The organism is Fulvivirga kasyanovii, from assembly GCF_009711405.1.
Taxonomy (GTDB): domain Bacteria; phylum Bacteroidota; class Bacteroidia; order Cytophagales; family Cyclobacteriaceae; genus Fulvivirga; species Fulvivirga kasyanovii.
On record NZ_SMLW01000662.1, the window covers coordinates 1 to 16,091 of the forward strand.

General features: G+C 40.2%; 21 protein-coding genes. All 21 read left to right on the forward strand.

The genetic code is table 11. The features are described from left to right. Nucleotides 1–491, forward strand: a 491-nt coding sequence (locus E1163_RS25780; RefSeq protein ID WP_246223906.1) for a DUF3347 domain-containing protein, incomplete at its 5' end; no start/stop codon positions are given. A gap of 89 nt (nucleotides 492–580) precedes the next feature. Continuing rightward, nucleotides 581–976: a hypothetical protein gene (locus E1163_RS25785; RefSeq protein ID WP_155175831.1), complete on the forward strand. Its 396-nt coding sequence runs from the start codon at nucleotides 581–583 to the stop codon at nucleotides 974–976. Between the two features lie 56 nt (nucleotides 977–1,032). Further along, nucleotides 1,033–1,521, forward strand: coding sequence for a hypothetical protein (locus E1163_RS25790; protein WP_155175832.1), 489 nt, complete (start codon nucleotides 1,033–1,035; stop codon nucleotides 1,519–1,521). 138 nt (nucleotides 1,522–1,659) lie between these two features. Beyond that, the gene (locus tag E1163_RS25795) at nucleotides 1,660–2,364 is read left to right on the forward strand and encodes a hypothetical protein (protein WP_155175835.1); all 705 of its coding nucleotides are present in this window, start codon (nucleotides 1,660–1,662) and stop codon (nucleotides 2,362–2,364) included. A 17-nt stretch (nucleotides 2,365–2,381) separates the two neighbouring features. Continuing rightward, nucleotides 2,382–2,951, forward strand: coding sequence for an AraC family transcriptional regulator (locus tag E1163_RS25800; protein WP_155175837.1), 570 nt, complete (start codon nucleotides 2,382–2,384; stop codon nucleotides 2,949–2,951). A 402-nt stretch (nucleotides 2,952–3,353) separates the two neighbouring features. Continuing rightward, nucleotides 3,354–5,678, forward strand: coding sequence for a multicopper oxidase domain-containing protein (locus E1163_RS25805; RefSeq protein ID WP_155175839.1), 2,325 nt, complete (start codon nucleotides 3,354–3,356; stop codon nucleotides 5,676–5,678). Between the two features lie 59 nt (nucleotides 5,679–5,737). After that, the gene (locus tag E1163_RS25810) at nucleotides 5,738–6,301 is read left to right on the forward strand and encodes a DUF305 domain-containing protein (RefSeq protein ID WP_155175841.1); all 564 of its coding nucleotides are present in this window, start codon (nucleotides 5,738–5,740) and stop codon (nucleotides 6,299–6,301) included. A 110-nt stretch (nucleotides 6,302–6,411) separates the two neighbouring features. Further along, complete coding sequence (locus E1163_RS25815; protein WP_246223911.1) at nucleotides 6,412–6,774, forward strand: DUF302 domain-containing protein; 363 nt, start codon at nucleotides 6,412–6,414, stop codon at nucleotides 6,772–6,774. A 29-nt stretch (nucleotides 6,775–6,803) separates the two neighbouring features. Continuing rightward, nucleotides 6,804–7,559, forward strand: coding sequence for an SDR family NAD(P)-dependent oxidoreductase (locus E1163_RS25820; protein WP_155175843.1), 756 nt, complete (start codon nucleotides 6,804–6,806; stop codon nucleotides 7,557–7,559). A gap of 61 nt (nucleotides 7,560–7,620) precedes the next feature. Further along, nucleotides 7,621–7,860, forward strand: a complete 240-nt coding sequence (locus tag E1163_RS25825; protein WP_246223907.1) for a hypothetical protein — start codon at nucleotides 7,621–7,623, stop codon at nucleotides 7,858–7,860. A gap of 96 nt (nucleotides 7,861–7,956) precedes the next feature. Continuing rightward, nucleotides 7,957–8,160, forward strand: coding sequence for an SHOCT domain-containing protein (locus E1163_RS25830; protein WP_155175847.1), 204 nt, complete (start codon nucleotides 7,957–7,959; stop codon nucleotides 8,158–8,160). Between the two features lie 3 nt (nucleotides 8,161–8,163). Further along, nucleotides 8,164–9,480, forward strand: coding sequence for an APC family permease (locus tag E1163_RS25835; protein WP_343033975.1), 1,317 nt, complete (start codon nucleotides 8,164–8,166; stop codon nucleotides 9,478–9,480). A gap of 12 nt (nucleotides 9,481–9,492) precedes the next feature. Further along, entirely contained in the window at nucleotides 9,493–9,615 is a 123-nt protein-coding gene (locus E1163_RS31465) for a hypothetical protein (protein ID WP_262918868.1), read from the forward strand. Between the two features lie 17 nt (nucleotides 9,616–9,632). Then, nucleotides 9,633–11,300, forward strand: coding sequence for a multicopper oxidase family protein (locus E1163_RS25845; protein WP_155175849.1), 1,668 nt, complete (start codon nucleotides 9,633–9,635; stop codon nucleotides 11,298–11,300). A 3-nt stretch (nucleotides 11,301–11,303) separates the two neighbouring features. Next, nucleotides 11,304–11,825: a hypothetical protein gene (locus E1163_RS25850; protein ID WP_155175851.1), complete on the forward strand. Its 522-nt coding sequence runs from the start codon at nucleotides 11,304–11,306 to the stop codon at nucleotides 11,823–11,825. A 64-nt stretch (nucleotides 11,826–11,889) separates the two neighbouring features. Further along, on the forward strand, nucleotides 11,890–12,105 hold the full coding sequence (locus tag E1163_RS25855) for a hypothetical protein (RefSeq protein WP_155175853.1): 216 nt from the start codon (nucleotides 11,890–11,892) through the stop codon (nucleotides 12,103–12,105). A gap of 104 nt (nucleotides 12,106–12,209) precedes the next feature. Further along, entirely contained in the window at nucleotides 12,210–13,496 is a 1,287-nt protein-coding gene (locus E1163_RS25860) for a permease (protein WP_221418083.1), read from the forward strand. Nucleotides 13,497–13,504: 8 nt separating this feature from the next. Continuing rightward, complete coding sequence (locus E1163_RS25865) at nucleotides 13,505–14,410, forward strand: potassium channel family protein (RefSeq protein ID WP_155175855.1); 906 nt, start codon at nucleotides 13,505–13,507, stop codon at nucleotides 14,408–14,410. Continuing rightward, nucleotides 14,407–14,709, forward strand: a complete 303-nt coding sequence (locus E1163_RS25870) for a phosphoribosylpyrophosphate synthetase (RefSeq protein ID WP_155175857.1) — start codon at nucleotides 14,407–14,409, stop codon at nucleotides 14,707–14,709. The genes E1163_RS25865 and E1163_RS25870 overlap by 4 nt, the downstream gene beginning before the upstream one ends. A gap of 108 nt (nucleotides 14,710–14,817) precedes the next feature. Then, on the forward strand, nucleotides 14,818–15,474 hold the full coding sequence (locus E1163_RS25875) for a DUF2231 domain-containing protein (protein WP_155175859.1): 657 nt from the start codon (nucleotides 14,818–14,820) through the stop codon (nucleotides 15,472–15,474). A gap of 108 nt (nucleotides 15,475–15,582) precedes the next feature. Next, nucleotides 15,583–16,050, forward strand: a complete 468-nt coding sequence (locus E1163_RS25880) for a hypothetical protein (RefSeq protein WP_155175861.1) — start codon at nucleotides 15,583–15,585, stop codon at nucleotides 16,048–16,050. Nucleotides 16,051–16,091 lie beyond the last annotated feature (41 nt).

The window sequence follows — 16,091 nt, forward strand, 5'->3', positions numbered from 1 at the left end:
TGGCTCTGGCTTTCGTAACCTTCGGGGCCTTGGCACAACACGATCATGCAGGACATGGTAAACAATCCGGTGGACAACAGATGGATCCAATGTTCAAAGATGAAGCGATGAGCAAAGCTTACGGCCATTATATTCACCTCAAAGAAGCATTGGTAGCATCTCAGCCGGATGAAGCTAAAGGGGCTGCTGATAAGCTTCAAAAGTCTTTGGCTTCCTTAGAGAATACCAAATCTGCACAGGCCGAAGCAGGTAAAGTAGCTTCAGCTTCCACCCTGGATGAGCAGCGAAAAGCCTTTGCCGTGTTAAGTAATGAAATGACAACATTGGTTAAAGCCAGTACACTCTCAATGGGTGAAATATACCTGGAGTACTGCCCGATGGCCAATGGAAACACCGGTGCTTTTTGGTTATCAAATGAGAAGGAGATCAAAAATCCTTATTTCGGTGACAAAATGTTGAAATGTGGAAGTGTGAAGGAAACGATCAATTAAATCTCAAACCCTGTGGGAAAGGTTGCAGTTATTTCATCAATCAGATGATGATCATTGCATTCCCACAGGTACCATAAATCTTTTCAATTATGGACAGACAATCAATAATAATACTTTCTGGATTTGGCCTTTTAATCATTGGAGGCCTTTTCTGGCAATTTTCTGATGTGTTTAACCGAATTCCGGTTGAAGTAAAGGAAAATGAGCAAATACCGAACGAACTGGTTTGTATGGTCAATGATGCCTTCATGGGGGTAGAGCAAATTCCCGTTGAAGCAGACGGTAAAACGTACTATGGCTGCTGCCAAATGTGTGTTGCCAAAATAAAAGAGAATACCGACAATGTGCGGTACACCATAGACCCTTATTCAGGAGAAAAGGTGGATAAAGCGGAGGCATTTATTGCTTTTAAACCGGGACAGCAAAAGGAAGTCCTGTATTTTTCTTCTAAAGGAAACTATAACGCTTATTTGGATAAGCATTAAGTATACCTTTAAATGTACCGGCATAATTATTATATTTAAATATCCATTTCAGGTAAATGCTTCAATTTGTAAGAAATAAAAACCTTGTGATTGCCATACTGGTACTTTTTGTAAGTACCGGGGCTATTCGTATTGCCTGTGGCATGGGAAGTTGTTTCTGCATTGAAGAAGTAAGTTGCCCTCCATTAGCCGATGTTCATGAGGTTAAGCAGCATAACCACAATAAAAAAAGTGATTTATCAAAACCGCATAGAGGTAATGAAGATCATCATACAAAAAGTGATTCGGAAGATAAGGGAGGTTGCTGTCCAACACAAAAGTGCTGTGATTCAATAAGCCAAATTTACCTGTACAAAAAGGCTGGTGAATTTAGCCTGATTGACCTGGGCCAGAAAGAGTTGAAAGTATTTGTGAGCAATGAGTTATGGACTGCTTACTCTACATACCTATTAAATACCAACCACTGGATTAAATGGATACGACTTAAAGCTCCCCCCTTTAAGAATATTAACATTAGAATCTTTATCCAGTCATTTTTGAATTAGCCTATCATTTCTACTTACTGAATTACCCGAAGTAGAGATACTTCTATTTCTGCTCTACTTTTAAGTTTAAAATAATGGTATGGCCCTTAAGACTGCTTCAAAAGCATAAGGTGAGGCATATCAGAAATGTATTGGTGAATGAAAAAAAACAGGAATTATTATATCAGAAAAATACACCGTTACCTTGGCGTCATCATAGGTGTTCAGTTTTTATTCTGGTCAATAAGCGGATTATACTTTAGCTGGACGGACATTGACGAGATCCACGGTGATCACTTTTTAAAACCGCCCCCCGAGCATGCCGTGACCGGTCTAATTGGCCTGGATCAGATAGATTCAACCCTCGAGGTAAGCTCTTTAGTGCTCAAGTTCATTGATGGTAAGCCCTATTACTGGATTAATGAGACGTATCTTGTTCATGCCACCACTGGTGACTTGAAGCATGATATTTCTAAGGATGAGGCAATTGCCATTGCTAATGAGCATGTAGCCGATCAGTTTCAGGTTGAAGAGGCACAGTACATAACTGAAGTTACCAATCATCACGAGTACAGAGAACGGCCTTTACCTGCCTGGGCGATTAGTTATCAGCAATCGCCTAATCTAATGGCCTACGTATCGGCTACAGATGGAAGTTTTCAACGGGTACGACATAGAAGCTGGCGGTGGTTTGATTTCTTATGGATGACGCATACCATGGATTATGAGAGCCGTGATGACTTTAATAATTGGCTTCTAAGATCATTTTCTGCATTCGGCTTACTGACGGTACTATCAGGATTCGTGTTATTTTACATTTCTTCACCTACAGTGCGCAAGGTCAAAAAACTTCCATACCGATAAAATAAAGCTACTGTAAAATGACAACTACACTACATATAAAAAATATGGTTTGTCCCCGGTGTATAATGGTTGTAGAAAATGAATTAAAGGCGTTAGGTGCTGAGGTGCAAGCTGTAAAGCTGGGTTATGCCGAGGTTACATTGCCAGAGGCTATTACACTTCATATTGTAGATAATAAGCTCAAAGAATTTGGGTTTGAACTGCTATACGATGCGGATAGCATATTGGCCGAAGAGGCCAAAACTGCCGTACTGGCTTATCTGAAGCATTTAGAGCAGGAAGGTAAAAATGCGAAAAAGCTATCGGATTTTGTTTCTTCAGAAATAGGCAAGAATTACAATTATCTAAGCAAGGTTTTTTCTAAGCAGACCGCGCATACACTGGAAAAATACTACATCCTTTTGCGGGTTGAAAAGGTAAAGGAGTTACTGGATTATGATCAGCTTAATGTAAGTGAAATTGCGTTACAATTGGGCTATAGTAGTGTACACTATTTATCAAACCAGTTCAAGCGAATTACAGGGTTATCTATATCCGATTACAAAAAAAGATTAAGGATCAACAGAGGATTTTTGGATGACCTATGACTGAATTTTGTATAAAAAAGAAATCATTTTATACATTTTCAGGTCATTCAGTGGATATAATTTTATAAGCATCTGAATATCAGTGCTATAAATACATGAATGAGATCCTTATGTTTTCCGGGCTGTTTTTCTCTGTGTAATTCCTGATACACTTTTTGGATAGTCTTTCATTTTCAATTTTACAAAAGGCTTTGTAAATCAATCACTTACGTCATTTGGCTATCATTGGCAAGATTTTTTGAACTAGCCTCTTGTATTTATTGATAATGCAAGAATGTCCGCGTCAATATTAGAAAGATAAAATATCATACATCTAAAGTGAAGTTTCATAACTAAAACAGGGTTGATGTATGTTACTTCCTTAATAAAATCTAAAGATCAGAGAATCAACAAATTAAATATATGAAAATAAAAAATATACTAATTGTAGTATTACTGACCCTAGGCGCTTCATCGGTGTTGGCTCAAACTGACACGACAGTATACAATCTAACGATAAGACAAGAAACTGTCAATAAAGCTGGAAAAGAAACTATGGGAATGACTGTCAATGGCAGCATTCCAGGACCCACTATTCGGTTTAAAGAAGGTGATTATGCCGTAATATATGTAAAAAATGAGATGGATGTGGAAACCTCTGTTCATTGGCATGGATTACTACTACCCAACTTTTATGACGGTGTGCCCTATTTAACTACTCCGCCTATAGAACCTGGTCAAACTCAAAAATACGAGTTCCCACTGATACAATCCGGTACTTACTGGTACCACTCCCATACCATGTTGCAAGAGCAAAGTGGAGTGTATGGTTCTATCATAATAGACCCGAAAGAAGGGGAAACTCTGGAATATGATAAGGAGTTAGTGATGGTGCTTTCTGACTGGACTAATCAAAAACCAAGAAATGTGCTGCGCAATTTAAAGCGGGGTAACGAGTGGTATAACATCAAGAAAGGTACGGCAACTCCGCTCAATCAGGTCATTGCCCGTGGGGCCTTTGGTGCCCAGTTAAATTTCTGGAGACAAAGGATGGAAAGTGCTGACATTGCCGACATCTATTACCCTGCCTTTCTTAACAACGGGGAGGAAGTGCAGGAATACCCACAATTTGAGCCGGGAGAGAAGGTGCGTCTACGCATTATCAACGGAGCAGCCTCTTCGCAATTCTGGATGACCTTTGGTGGGGAAGCCCCCTTATTGGTAGCTGCCGATGGACTAAATGTAGTACCAGTGAGGCGTAATAAGACTTTTATTGGCATAGCTGAAACATATGATTTTATCGTCACTATTCCGAACGAGGGTAAGATTGAATTTAGAGCAATGGCCCAGGATGGGTCTGGTCATTCCCAGGCTTATCTCGGCAAAGGAAAAATTTTAGCTGCTCCCGTGGTAGAAAGGCCGGATAAGATCAAGATGATGCAACAAATGGCCAAAATGAATATGCGAATGGGAGCACCCGCTATGAAATTCAACCCCAGTAATGAAGAACCCGATGAGATGATGAACAACTGGGGTATGCAGATGGATAGTGACATGAAAATGGAGGGTATGGATCATTCCAAAATGAATCATGGCATGAACAATCAGCAGGAAACCCAAATGGAGGGCATTAAGCAAAACATGGATCATTCACAAATGGGCCATGAACAAGACATGGAAATGAAAGTATCAAAATCGGAAGACCAAATGGCTGGTATGAATATGTTCTCCGAATACAATTATGATTATTTGAAAGCTCCTGCCAACACTGTAATTGATGACAATCAGCCGGTAAGAAACATTTTGCTCAACCTTACCGGTAACATGTGGCGCTACATCTGGAGCATGAACGGTGTCCCTTTGTCAGAGGCCGACATGATCAAGATTTCCAAAGGCGAAAAGGTGCGCATCACCTTCAATAACCTGACCATGATGCACCATCCCATGCACCTTCACGGCCATTTTTTCAGGGTAATCAATAAGCATGGTGATTATTCTCCTTTAAAGCACACAGTTAATGTACCGCCTATGCAAAAAACGGTAATTGAGTTTGATGCTAATGAAGATAGTGATTGGTTCCTGCACTGCCATGTACTCTATCACATGATTGGTGGTATGGCCAGAGCAGTAAGCTATGGTACAGAGCGTGATCCCCGATTGGAAAAATATCCGGCCGAGATTTTATTTGGAGAGGCCAATCATTTCTACAGCTGGGGTATGGCTGATGTCGCTTCACACATGACAGAAATCAACCTCGTATCTTCTAACATAAGAAATCAGTTTAACCTAAATGCTGAAGTGGGTTATAATGAAAATATGGAAACCGAATTCACCTATGAAAGATATCTCTATGACTATTTCAGGGTTTTTGCCGGGGTGAACGTAGAGAACGAAATTCAGAACAGTTTAGATGATCTTTCTGTCACGGCAATTGCCGGTATTAGGTTTTTCACTCCTTATATGTTCAACCTGGATGTAAGGATGGATAACAAATTACGGCCTGAAATCAGGGTAAGCCGGGAGATTATGATCTTCCCACGAACCGCCATATTTGGCAACTACGAATACCAGGCTGATTTCGGCTTGGTTAATAATTTGACAGAGGAAGGGAGTGATGAGCCTGTAGACTACAAAGGTGAAACTACATGGTCAGCCGGAGTGGAGTACTTTCTATCCAGAAACTTTTCCCTGATGGCCAGTTACGATAATCGCTTCGGAGCTGGGGGAGGCTTATCTGTCAGATTTTAAATAATAAGAACACACTATACTAAGTGGATAAATTAATAACCTAATCAAAATCAATTAAGATGCAAAACGAACAGAAACACGGCAACAATTACGCTAAATTTTTTGCAATGATTGCAACCGCAATGGTAGCAATGTTTTTTTTAATGTACACCCACTCTTACCAGATTATTGATCATTTCTGGTTTAGTGAAACAAGGCTTTTTATGACGCTGATTATGGCCGGATCCATGATTATCATCATGCTATTGTTTATGCTTAATATGTACAAGAAGCGAAGTGCCAATATCGCGATTATTACATTGGGTGTTTTGCTCATTGCCGGTGGTATTGGACTGGTGAGAAGTCAGGTTACCGTCACAGGTGTTGACTACATGGAAGGTATGATTCCACATCATTCAATTGCTATTTTAACGAGTGAGCGTGCTCAAATAAAAGATGTACGAGTAAGGGAACTCGCTGACGAAATCATCAAAGCCCAACGCAGGGAAATCATGGAAATGCAATGGTTGATCAATGACATCAGAGAAAACGGTGTAGTAGAAACAGAAGAGGAAAAGAAAAACAGGCCTGTACCTAAGTTCGAGGGTAAACTTGATCAAGAAACCAGAAATCTGAATGAATAATCAGGTATCGAACTCTAATGTAACAATTGTTACAGAGTTTTTGTCGCTAAACCATTAAGCTATAACAGAACTAAAAAGTACATGTCATGAAATATTATCACGAAAAATAACTGAAAAATATCAGCTTCGATGAGGCTATAGAAAGAGTTACTGATGCATTGAAAGAAGAAGGGTTCGGTATCCTTACTGAAATTGATGTGAAAGAGACACTGAAGAAAAAATTGGATGAAGATTTTCGCCCTTACAGAATTTTGGGTGCGTGCAATCCACCTTTCGCTCATAAAGCACTTCTGGCTGAAGATAAAATCGGAGCGATGTTGCCCTGTAACGTAATCGTTCAACAAAGTGATGATGGTATAGAGGTCGCAGCAGTGGATCCGGTTGCCTCCATGCAGGCGGTAGATAATAAGGACCTGGCTGAAATAGCCAAAGAAATACAGTCTAAGCTAAGGTCAGTGATTGAAAGTCTTTAATGAGAGTTTGAATTTTAAGAAACAGAAAAATGGAACAATTATTAAAAGGAAAGACCGCAATAATCACAGGAGCTTCATCAGGGATTGGTAAAAGTACTGCAGTACTTCTCGCCAAAAACGGTGCAAATATAGTAGTGGCGGATATTGATGAAAAACAGGGGAAAGCAGTAGTAGAAAAGCTGAAGACCCACGAGATAGAATCAATTTTTATCAAAGTTGATACATCCAATGCTGAAGATGTTTCTAATATGGTTAACGCCACAATGGACAAATTTGGAAGCCTGGATATTGCCGTAAACAATGCGGGTGTTGGAGGAGAAAGTGCATTGATCGGTGAATACAGTGTAGAGTCGTGGGATAAAACCATAGCCATTAATTTATCCGGTGTTTTTTATGGAATGAAGTACCAGATTCCGGCCATGCTTAAAAACGGTGGAGGTACTATTATTAATATGGCTTCAATCCTCGGACAAGTTGGTTTTGCCTCCAGTTGTGCCTATGTCGCTGCCAAACATGGGATAGTTGGACTCACCAAAAATGGCGCACTGGAATATGCCAAACAAGGGATCAGAGTCAATGCCATTGGTCCCGGATTTATCAAAACCCCGCTTTTGGAGAATAATCTGGATGATGAACAGATGGAACAAATTACCTCTCTTCATCCGCAGGGAAGACTGGGGGAACCAGATGAGATAGCTGAGCTTGTACTTTGGCTTGCAACCGAGAAGTCTTCTTTTGTCAATGGAGCATATTTACCTGCTGACGGAGGATACCTTGCCCAGTAGCATCTTTTTCCAAAAGCAGCTCAGGTATAGGCAATAATTTAAATACCTAAAACAGAAAACTATGAAAAATTCAATAAATCAATTTGTTAAAATACTCATCGTATTGTTTGTTACCTCACTTACAATCTCTTGCACCACGCAACAACATGACGAAAACCAGAATCATGGCGATATGATGGATGATGACCAAACCGAAATGATGGAAGGCGATAATGACCACATGCATGAGAACGAACAGTCTGACCAACATATGATGAATGATACGACTTCTATGGACATGAATAAAGAAATGGAACAATAGTACCATTTCAGGTAACACCAGGTTAAAAATTACAGCCGGGAAGCCTCGCAATTGCCTGGGGTTCCCGGTATTACATACAATTAAAACACTCAAATTATGATGTACGGATGGATTATCGGGGTGATACTCGTCATCGTTCTGATTGTCGTGCTAGGGAGAGGTGGTATCTTTCAAAAAGGAACCAATCAATCCAACCACGAAAGCTCTGCGCTGGAAATAATGAAAAACCGCTATGCCAAAGGAGAAATAAATAAAACCGAGTTTGAAGAAAGAAAAGCTGAACTGGAAAAGACCAATTAGATAGTGGGAAAATATAAGAAGAATAGCCTATCACTCACAGGAGCTATATCACTTGGTACCGGGGTTATGATTGGAGCAGCCATTTTTGCCCTGCTGGGGCAAGTGGCTGAATTATCCGGATCATTGTTTCCTATTGCCTTTCTGGTTGGAGCAATAATCGCTGGGTTTAGTGCATATGCTTACATAAAAATGTCAAATGCTTATCCTTCAGCCGGAGGGATAGCTATGTACTTGAAGAAAGCTTATGGTAAAGGTATCATTACGGCAGTGGCTGCTCTATTGATGGCTTTCGCCATGGTCATTAACCAGAGTTTGGTAGCCAGGACTTTTGGCTCTTATACCATGCAGTTATTTGATGGAAATCAACATGATTTTTGGATACCTTTACTGGGTGTAATTTTATTGATTATCACTTTTTTGATCAATATTTCAGGCAATAAGGTCATCGACAGAGTTTCTTTTGTGATGGCAATAGTCAAGGTTGGCGGTATCGCCATTTTTGCCATTGGAGGGCTTTGGGCAGCCGGTTTTTCATTTGGCGAAGTTGTTCCAAAAGAAATTTCAGGCAACTACTCCATCGGAAGTTATTTAGGTGCTCTTGCGCTTTCAATTCTGGCTTATGCAGGATTTACCACCATCACCAATAGTGGTGAAGAAATTGTGAAGCCTCACAAAAACGTAGGAAGAGCGATATGGATATCTCTCATTATCTGTACAATTGTCTATTTGCTGGTAGCATTCGCTGTATCGGTCAACCTTTCCGTTCCAAAAATAATAGAAACCAAAGACTACTCCCTGGCTGAAGCGGCCAGGCCTGCTTTTGGAAAATATGGCCTCTGGTTCACCGTAGGAATCGCCATCATTGCTACCGTATCAAGTGTTTTAGCCAATGTGTTCGCCATTTCCAGGATGACCGCCATGCTTACCGAAATGAAGTTGATACCTCATAGACATTTCGGGATGCCAGGTAACCTGCAACAGCATATGTTGACATATACCATAGTTATCGCTATCACCTTAACCATATTTTTTGATCTCAGTAGGATAGCTTCTTTAGGTGCGATTTTTTATTTAATCATGGACGTCATTATACAATGGGGCGTTTTTAAATATTTACGCAAAGAAATCAAGGCAAACGGAGCAATACTTTTGGCCACTATTGTGCTTGACCTAGTTGTTTTGGCGGCTTTTATATGGATGAAAGTGGAGAGTGACATGCTGCTCATTATTGTTTCGGCTGTTTTGCTATCACTGATTTTCATGGGGGAAAAGTGGTTTTTGAAAATGAGGAAAGATAAGGCTGAATTAAGTAAAAACTAAAACAAGAAAATTATGATGGATCAGGGATCAGGATTTGGGATGCACGGAGGTGGCTGGATGTGGCTCTTTTGGGGGCTGCTGCTAGTCGTGCTTGTGCTATTGATTATCTGGCTGATAAAGCAGATACGGAAATAATTTGAACCTAAAGAGATATGAAAAAACCTTTCGGAATAAACAGAGGAAAATTTCTTGCAGCGGCTGGAGCAGGTGCTGCAGTAACCATGATATGGCCTTTCTTTTCTTCATGTGACAGTAGACCCTCTACCACGGTAAAGCCCGAATTAAGTGAAGGGTTCAAGCCGGATGTAGACCTGGAATTGACTGCTACACAATCAAAAGCCTCAATACTAACTGGAAATAAAACAGAGGTTTGGGTCTTCGTGAGTACTTTACTAAAGGGAGATAAAAATACACTTCAAAAACTGGAAGGCAGCTATTTGGGGCCAATTATTAAAGTTCGGAAAGGGCAAAAAATACGCATCCGTTTCAAAAATAATTTGCCGGTAGAAACCATCGTACATTGGCACGGCATGCATGTACCGGAACAATATGATGGCCATCCCCAGGATGTGATCGGTAATGGTGAAACCTATATCTATGAATACGAAATAATGAACCGGGCCGGTACCTACTGGTTCCACCCACATCCGCACGGCCGCACAGGCCCGCAGGTATATAATGGCCTGGCCGGGTTATTATTGGTCACCGATGAAGAGGAAGAAAAACTCAATTTGCCAAAAGGAGCATTTGATGTACCGGTGGTCATTCAGGATCGTACGTTTGATAACCAAAACCAACTGATCTACCTCGATGGACAGATGAAACGTATGCAAGGTTTTTTGGGCGATCAGATACTCATTAACGGGAGTGCCAGTCAGGAGATAAGCCTGAAAGCAGGTTGTACCTATCGCATGAGATTACTAAACGGGTCTAATTCGAGAATTTATAAATTGGGTTGGGACGATGGCAGCCCCATGACCATTTTTGGGGTCGATGGCAGTTTACTGGGCTCACCCAAAGAATTACCCTACCTGATGCTGGGGCCAGCCAAGAGAGTTGACCTTTGGCTGGACCTGAGAGATAAAGATGAAGGAACTGTATTAACGATGAAAAGCCTGAGTTTCCCATTAGACGGCATGTCCGGTGGAATGATGGGCGATGGCATGATGGACGGAGTAGTAAGCAAACTGCCCCACGGAAGCGAATTTGAAGTTTTTTCAGTAAAGCTTGTTGATTCTGGTAGCAACAGTGCCGAATTACCTGCCCGACTTGTCAATTATCAACCCCTTGATCCATCCACGGCAACTAACTTAAACAGTCCCAGGCAATTTGCTTTTAACATGGGCCACATGGAACTGACGATAAACGGCCGTACCTGGGAAACCACAGAAGTGGCTGACGAAGAAATAGTGAAACTAGGGACCACCGAGGTTTGGGAGTTGATCAATGGGGACGGAATGATGAGTAATGATGACGGTGGTGGCATGATGGATGGCCACGGTATGATGGGTGATGGCGGAATGATGGGAGGCGATAGTGGTATGATGGGCAATATGATGCAAATGCCACACCCGGTTCACATACATCAATTACAATTCAATATACTGGAAAGGAACGTGGATGGCATGGATCCCGGGTTATGGGATGCCATAAAAGAAGGCTTTGTAGATGAAGGCTGGCATGATACGATATTACTGATGCCTGGGATGAAAGCAAAGGTTATCATGCAGTTCAAAGATTTTAAGGGCTTGTTTGTATACCACTGCCACAACCTTGAGCATGAGGATATGGGTATGATGCGGAATTTTAAAATCGTTTAAACAATGGATTTAAGCTTTGGTATTTTCGTTGTGCCGTTTATTGCCTTAACGTTGATTATAACGTTATTTATCCATTTTTTGAAGAAGGTAGCAGACAAGCGAAATTATAAGTATTTTATAGTTTCTACAGCTATTGTAGCCTTTGTGCTAAACTTTGGTTGGGAGGTAGTTCAGGGCCCCTTATATGAAAATTTTGAATACGATTTTGAACATGTTTCTTTTTGTGCATTGGCCTCCATAGCGGATATGCTCATGGTGCTCGTTCTGCTCTTCTTATTTGGCCTTATTTACAACAACGTTTATTGGATTAAGCGTTTAAAATTTACCAGAACTTTAACATTAATCCTTACTGGTTTCCTAGGTGCTATTTTGGCGGAGTTGTGGCATACATGGCGAGGAGATTGGTCGTATGCTGATACAATGCCAATGCTCCCTCTGGTTGAAGTAGGCATTTCACCGGTCTTGCAGTTTTCTGTTTTACCGTTGATCATATTTGTCATAAGCAGAAGAGCCTTAAAACTATGAGTAATAGCAGTTGTGAAATGCACAATAAAACATGGAGAAGGATTTTAGCTAAACAATTATCAATATGAAAATGGATTATGAATTACGATCAAAGAAAAATAAGGCGTGGGGAGAAATAGGCTATGGGATTATGTGGCTTTTTGTAGTAGCCTTAATAGAGGGAATATCATATGCCGAAGGACTTGAAGGCTTGTTTTATCATATAATGTCCATACCTGCTGGAATAGCTGCTATTTATAAATTTGTAATTGGTTTCAGAAAATTTAAAAATATCAAATAAAACCGGCATGCCTGCGGTTGGCAAACAAGGCCGAAGCAAAATTAGGACACACAGGAGGATGACTAAATTTTATTGCTAGTTAGACACGTGTAAAATTTAAACGAATGAAAAAAGGTAAAGCGATTATTTTAATGGGTATGCTTATTTTGGCTCCAATGGCGGTATTTGCCCAGGAGGAATCAAAAAACATTGTAGATTTATGGGGAGAATCTGCCAAAACAGCCTTGGGCTTTTTCTGGAAATCCGGTTGGGCATTTGTTTTAGGCTATATGGTCAGTGGAGCTATTCAGGCCTTCGTCCCCAAAAAGAAACTCACCAGCCACATGGGGCAGAGCAATATCAAAAGCGTCTCACTTTCTACTTTTTTTGGTTCCATATCTTCCTCTTGTTCATTTGCTGCACTGGCAGCAGCAAGGTCACTGTTTTTGAAAGGTGCCCACTTTGTAAGTACGGTCGCCTTTATGTTTGCTTCAACCAACCTCGTAATTGAGTTGGGGATCCTCATCTTTATTTTTCTGGGTTGGCAGTTTATAGTAGCCGAAGTGATTGGTGGACTTATTCTTATAACAATTAGCTCAATTCTCATCAAGCTGACTTATCCGAAAAAGTGGATAAAAGAAGCCAGGGAAAAAGTGGAGGAAGAATCGGCTGAAGAGGAGGATTTTGACTGGAAGAAGCGCATAAAATCAAAAGAAGGCTGGTTTTTGGTGGGAAAAAAATTTGTGATGGAGTGGAAAATGGCCTGGGAAGACATTCTCATTGGCTTCACCATAGCCGGGTTTGTTTCTGTATTAGTGCCACAATCTTTCTGGGAAGCGATTTTTTTAAACGGGATGCAGGGTGAATTACCTGATTTTGTGATACGGTTGGAAAATGCTTTGGTAGCACCATTTGTAGCGGCAGCCACTTTCATTGGCTCTATGGGTAACATACCACTTGCCACTGTGCTCAATGAAAACGGTATTCTCTTTGCCGGCCTGATGGGGTTCATTTATTCCGATTTGATGGTGCCGCCTTTGGTGAATATGAATAGAAAATACTATGGGACGAGAGTGGCCTTTTATATTGCCGGGATCATGTACGTGAGTATTGTGATTACTGCTTTGATACTTAACTATAATTTTGATTTATTGGGCGTGTTACCCGAAGGCAGCAGGAAGGTCGCAGAGGTAACGCAGTTCAAGATCGATTACACCTTCTGGTTCAATATTGTTTTCGCATTATTTACGGCCCTGATGTTGTATTTCAATTTCAAAACAAAAGAAATGGATTCGGGCGGTGGAGGTCATGATCATGATCATGGGGATGATGGGGTTTCCTTTAAAAGAATAATAGTTTATGCGTTTGCCCTGATCGTGGCTGTAGGATTGATTATCTACTTATTATTTTAGGTGCCTTTATGAATTGGTCATTATTCATAGCATCAGTTTTATTACTATTTACAGTAGCCTATGACTTTTTCTTTACTGTTATATCAATCAATGGAGCAGGCCTGGTTTCCTCGAGACTTTCAGGCTGGATTTCAGAACTTTTTTTAAATCTTAACAAAGCTGTGAATGGTAGAAAAGTGCTAAACTACTGTGGGGTATCGATAATACTATCACTTATCATATGGTGGATTGGAGGGCTATGGTTAGGATTTTATCTATTGATACTATCTGACGAGCGCTCAGTGGTTACTGCTTCCACAGGAATTGCAGCTGATGTATCAGACAAGTTTTACTACAGTGGTTATGTGCTTTCAACCATGGGCAATGGTGATTTTGTGCCTGGATCGCCTGGCTGGCAAATAGTAATAGCCGTTTTTTCGTTTTCAGGCTTTATTTTCATTACCACTGCAATGACCTATCTTATTTCGGTATCATCAGCAGTCATCCATAAACGATCTCTCAGCCTTTACATAAATGATATTATGACGCTAAATGAGGAAGATAGAATAAACTGTTTGTATGAAAATGCAGCAGAGATAAGAAATATGATCAATCGTCACAATCAGAATCATTTTGCATATCCAGTGGTACATTACTTTTTTAGTACGGATAAAAAAACTTCCTTTTCAATCGGCTTATGGAGATTAAACGCATTGCTCACTTCCATTCAAAATGATTCAGGACACCCATCACACAAGGTGATGCCTCTCATTAGGTCTATTGATAACTATTTGTCCACAATGAGTGAAGCTTTTATTCCTAAAAATGAGGGAAATCCTGGTAAAAATGATGATGGGAGTGATTTAAAAAAACTGCAGTTAATTAAATTATTAAATAGTGATGGTTGGTACGCAGCAAAAAAAGAAATACTATGAAAAACTACGACACACTTTCCGAAGCGTTGAATGATCTTAAGACAAGAGGTTATTCAAACGATTTTAATCTCAAACCACATTGTATTGAATGCCCGGCCCATAAACTCGAGCTATACCCTGAACAGTTTGAAGTAAAAGAAGTATATCGGTTTGAAGGCATGAGCAATCCTGATGATAATTCTATTCTTTACGCTATTGAGTCAAAAGATGGGTTCAAAGGGGTGTTGGTAGATGCCTATGGAGTATATGCAGAATCATTGACCGAAGAAATGATCAGAAAACTGAAAGTGGTCAGGTAAACAGATAGCTGGTATATGGTAGTGAATTTTATACATATTTGATGAGATTTTGTAAAGGTGTTTCATTTAAAGAGCGATAGATTTATTGTTTTATCAGAACACGCTAATATGAAAAAACTTTGGATCACATTATATCTTGCAGTTTCAGTTTTCACCCTCTCTGCGCATGAAGGGGAGAAACATAACAAAAGTGAAAAACAGGATTCAGTGGAGACAGAACAGGTTGTAGAGAATTCACATGAGGATCAAGTACATGAAGACGACCATACAGGCCATGAGGACAAAAAAGTAACAGCCGATTTTGATGATTTTCCAAACCTGCATCCTCTGATGGTACATTTTCCCATTGTATTGTTATTGGTGGGAGCCGTATTAGCCATTGCTAATGTATTCTTTCTCAAAAAGGAAATTGATTGGGTGATCACCGGGCTTATTTTTGTGGGGGCATTAGGTGCTTACCTATCAGGGAGAACCTTTCATCCACATACCCATGATCTTACCGAGCATGCTAAGCAAGTACTGGCACAACATGACAAATGGGCGGATTGGACAATTTACCTGAGCATTGCAGGATTCGTTGTTCAGATAGTAAGCCAGTTCTTTTTTAAGCAAAAACGGTGGGCAGTGGCGGTAGTAGCCCTTATACTTATCGCATCAGCCTATACCGTGTCACGCACCGGTCATTATGGAGCCCAATTAGTACATATTGAAGCTGTGGGGCCTCAGGGTAAATTCCTTGAATCAGGAGAAAGTCACTCGCACTGATAATTATTAAATTATAACATTGATTTTTATCATGTTTTCAACCAATATCTATCATTTGACTTATAACTGATTTTTACTAGCTTTATGCAATAATTGTCACGCAAGGCCATGATAAAGAGATTGCATAAACGAAAAGAATACATAGTGATCCTGTTGCTTACAGGATTCATTAGTGTTTTTGTATGTGATGCTCTTTGTGATTTTGGGGTGATCTCTTGGGGAAATTACTCTGCAGTTGTTAATAAAACGGATACTCATCCAAAAAAAGCGCATGACCATGATCATCACGATACTAATACAGATCATCACCACGATAACAAGCATAGCCATGATGGTAACGAGGAGGATGAGTGTTGTGATGAAGTAGTGAATAACCTCTATGCCTCATTAATTAAATATGAGCTAAAGCAAATACCGGTTGAGACTCCCGTCTTTCATGTGCTTTATCAGGTTTATACTGTAGATTTTGAAGTAGAAAACTTTAATCAGCAATTACTCCCGTTTTTATATACAAATCTGCCGCCACCTCTTAGTGGTAACCATATTCGTATTTTTATTCAATCCTTCCTCAATTAGCATTCATCTGTTAGGCTGATCGTAAAGTTTGCAATACTCTA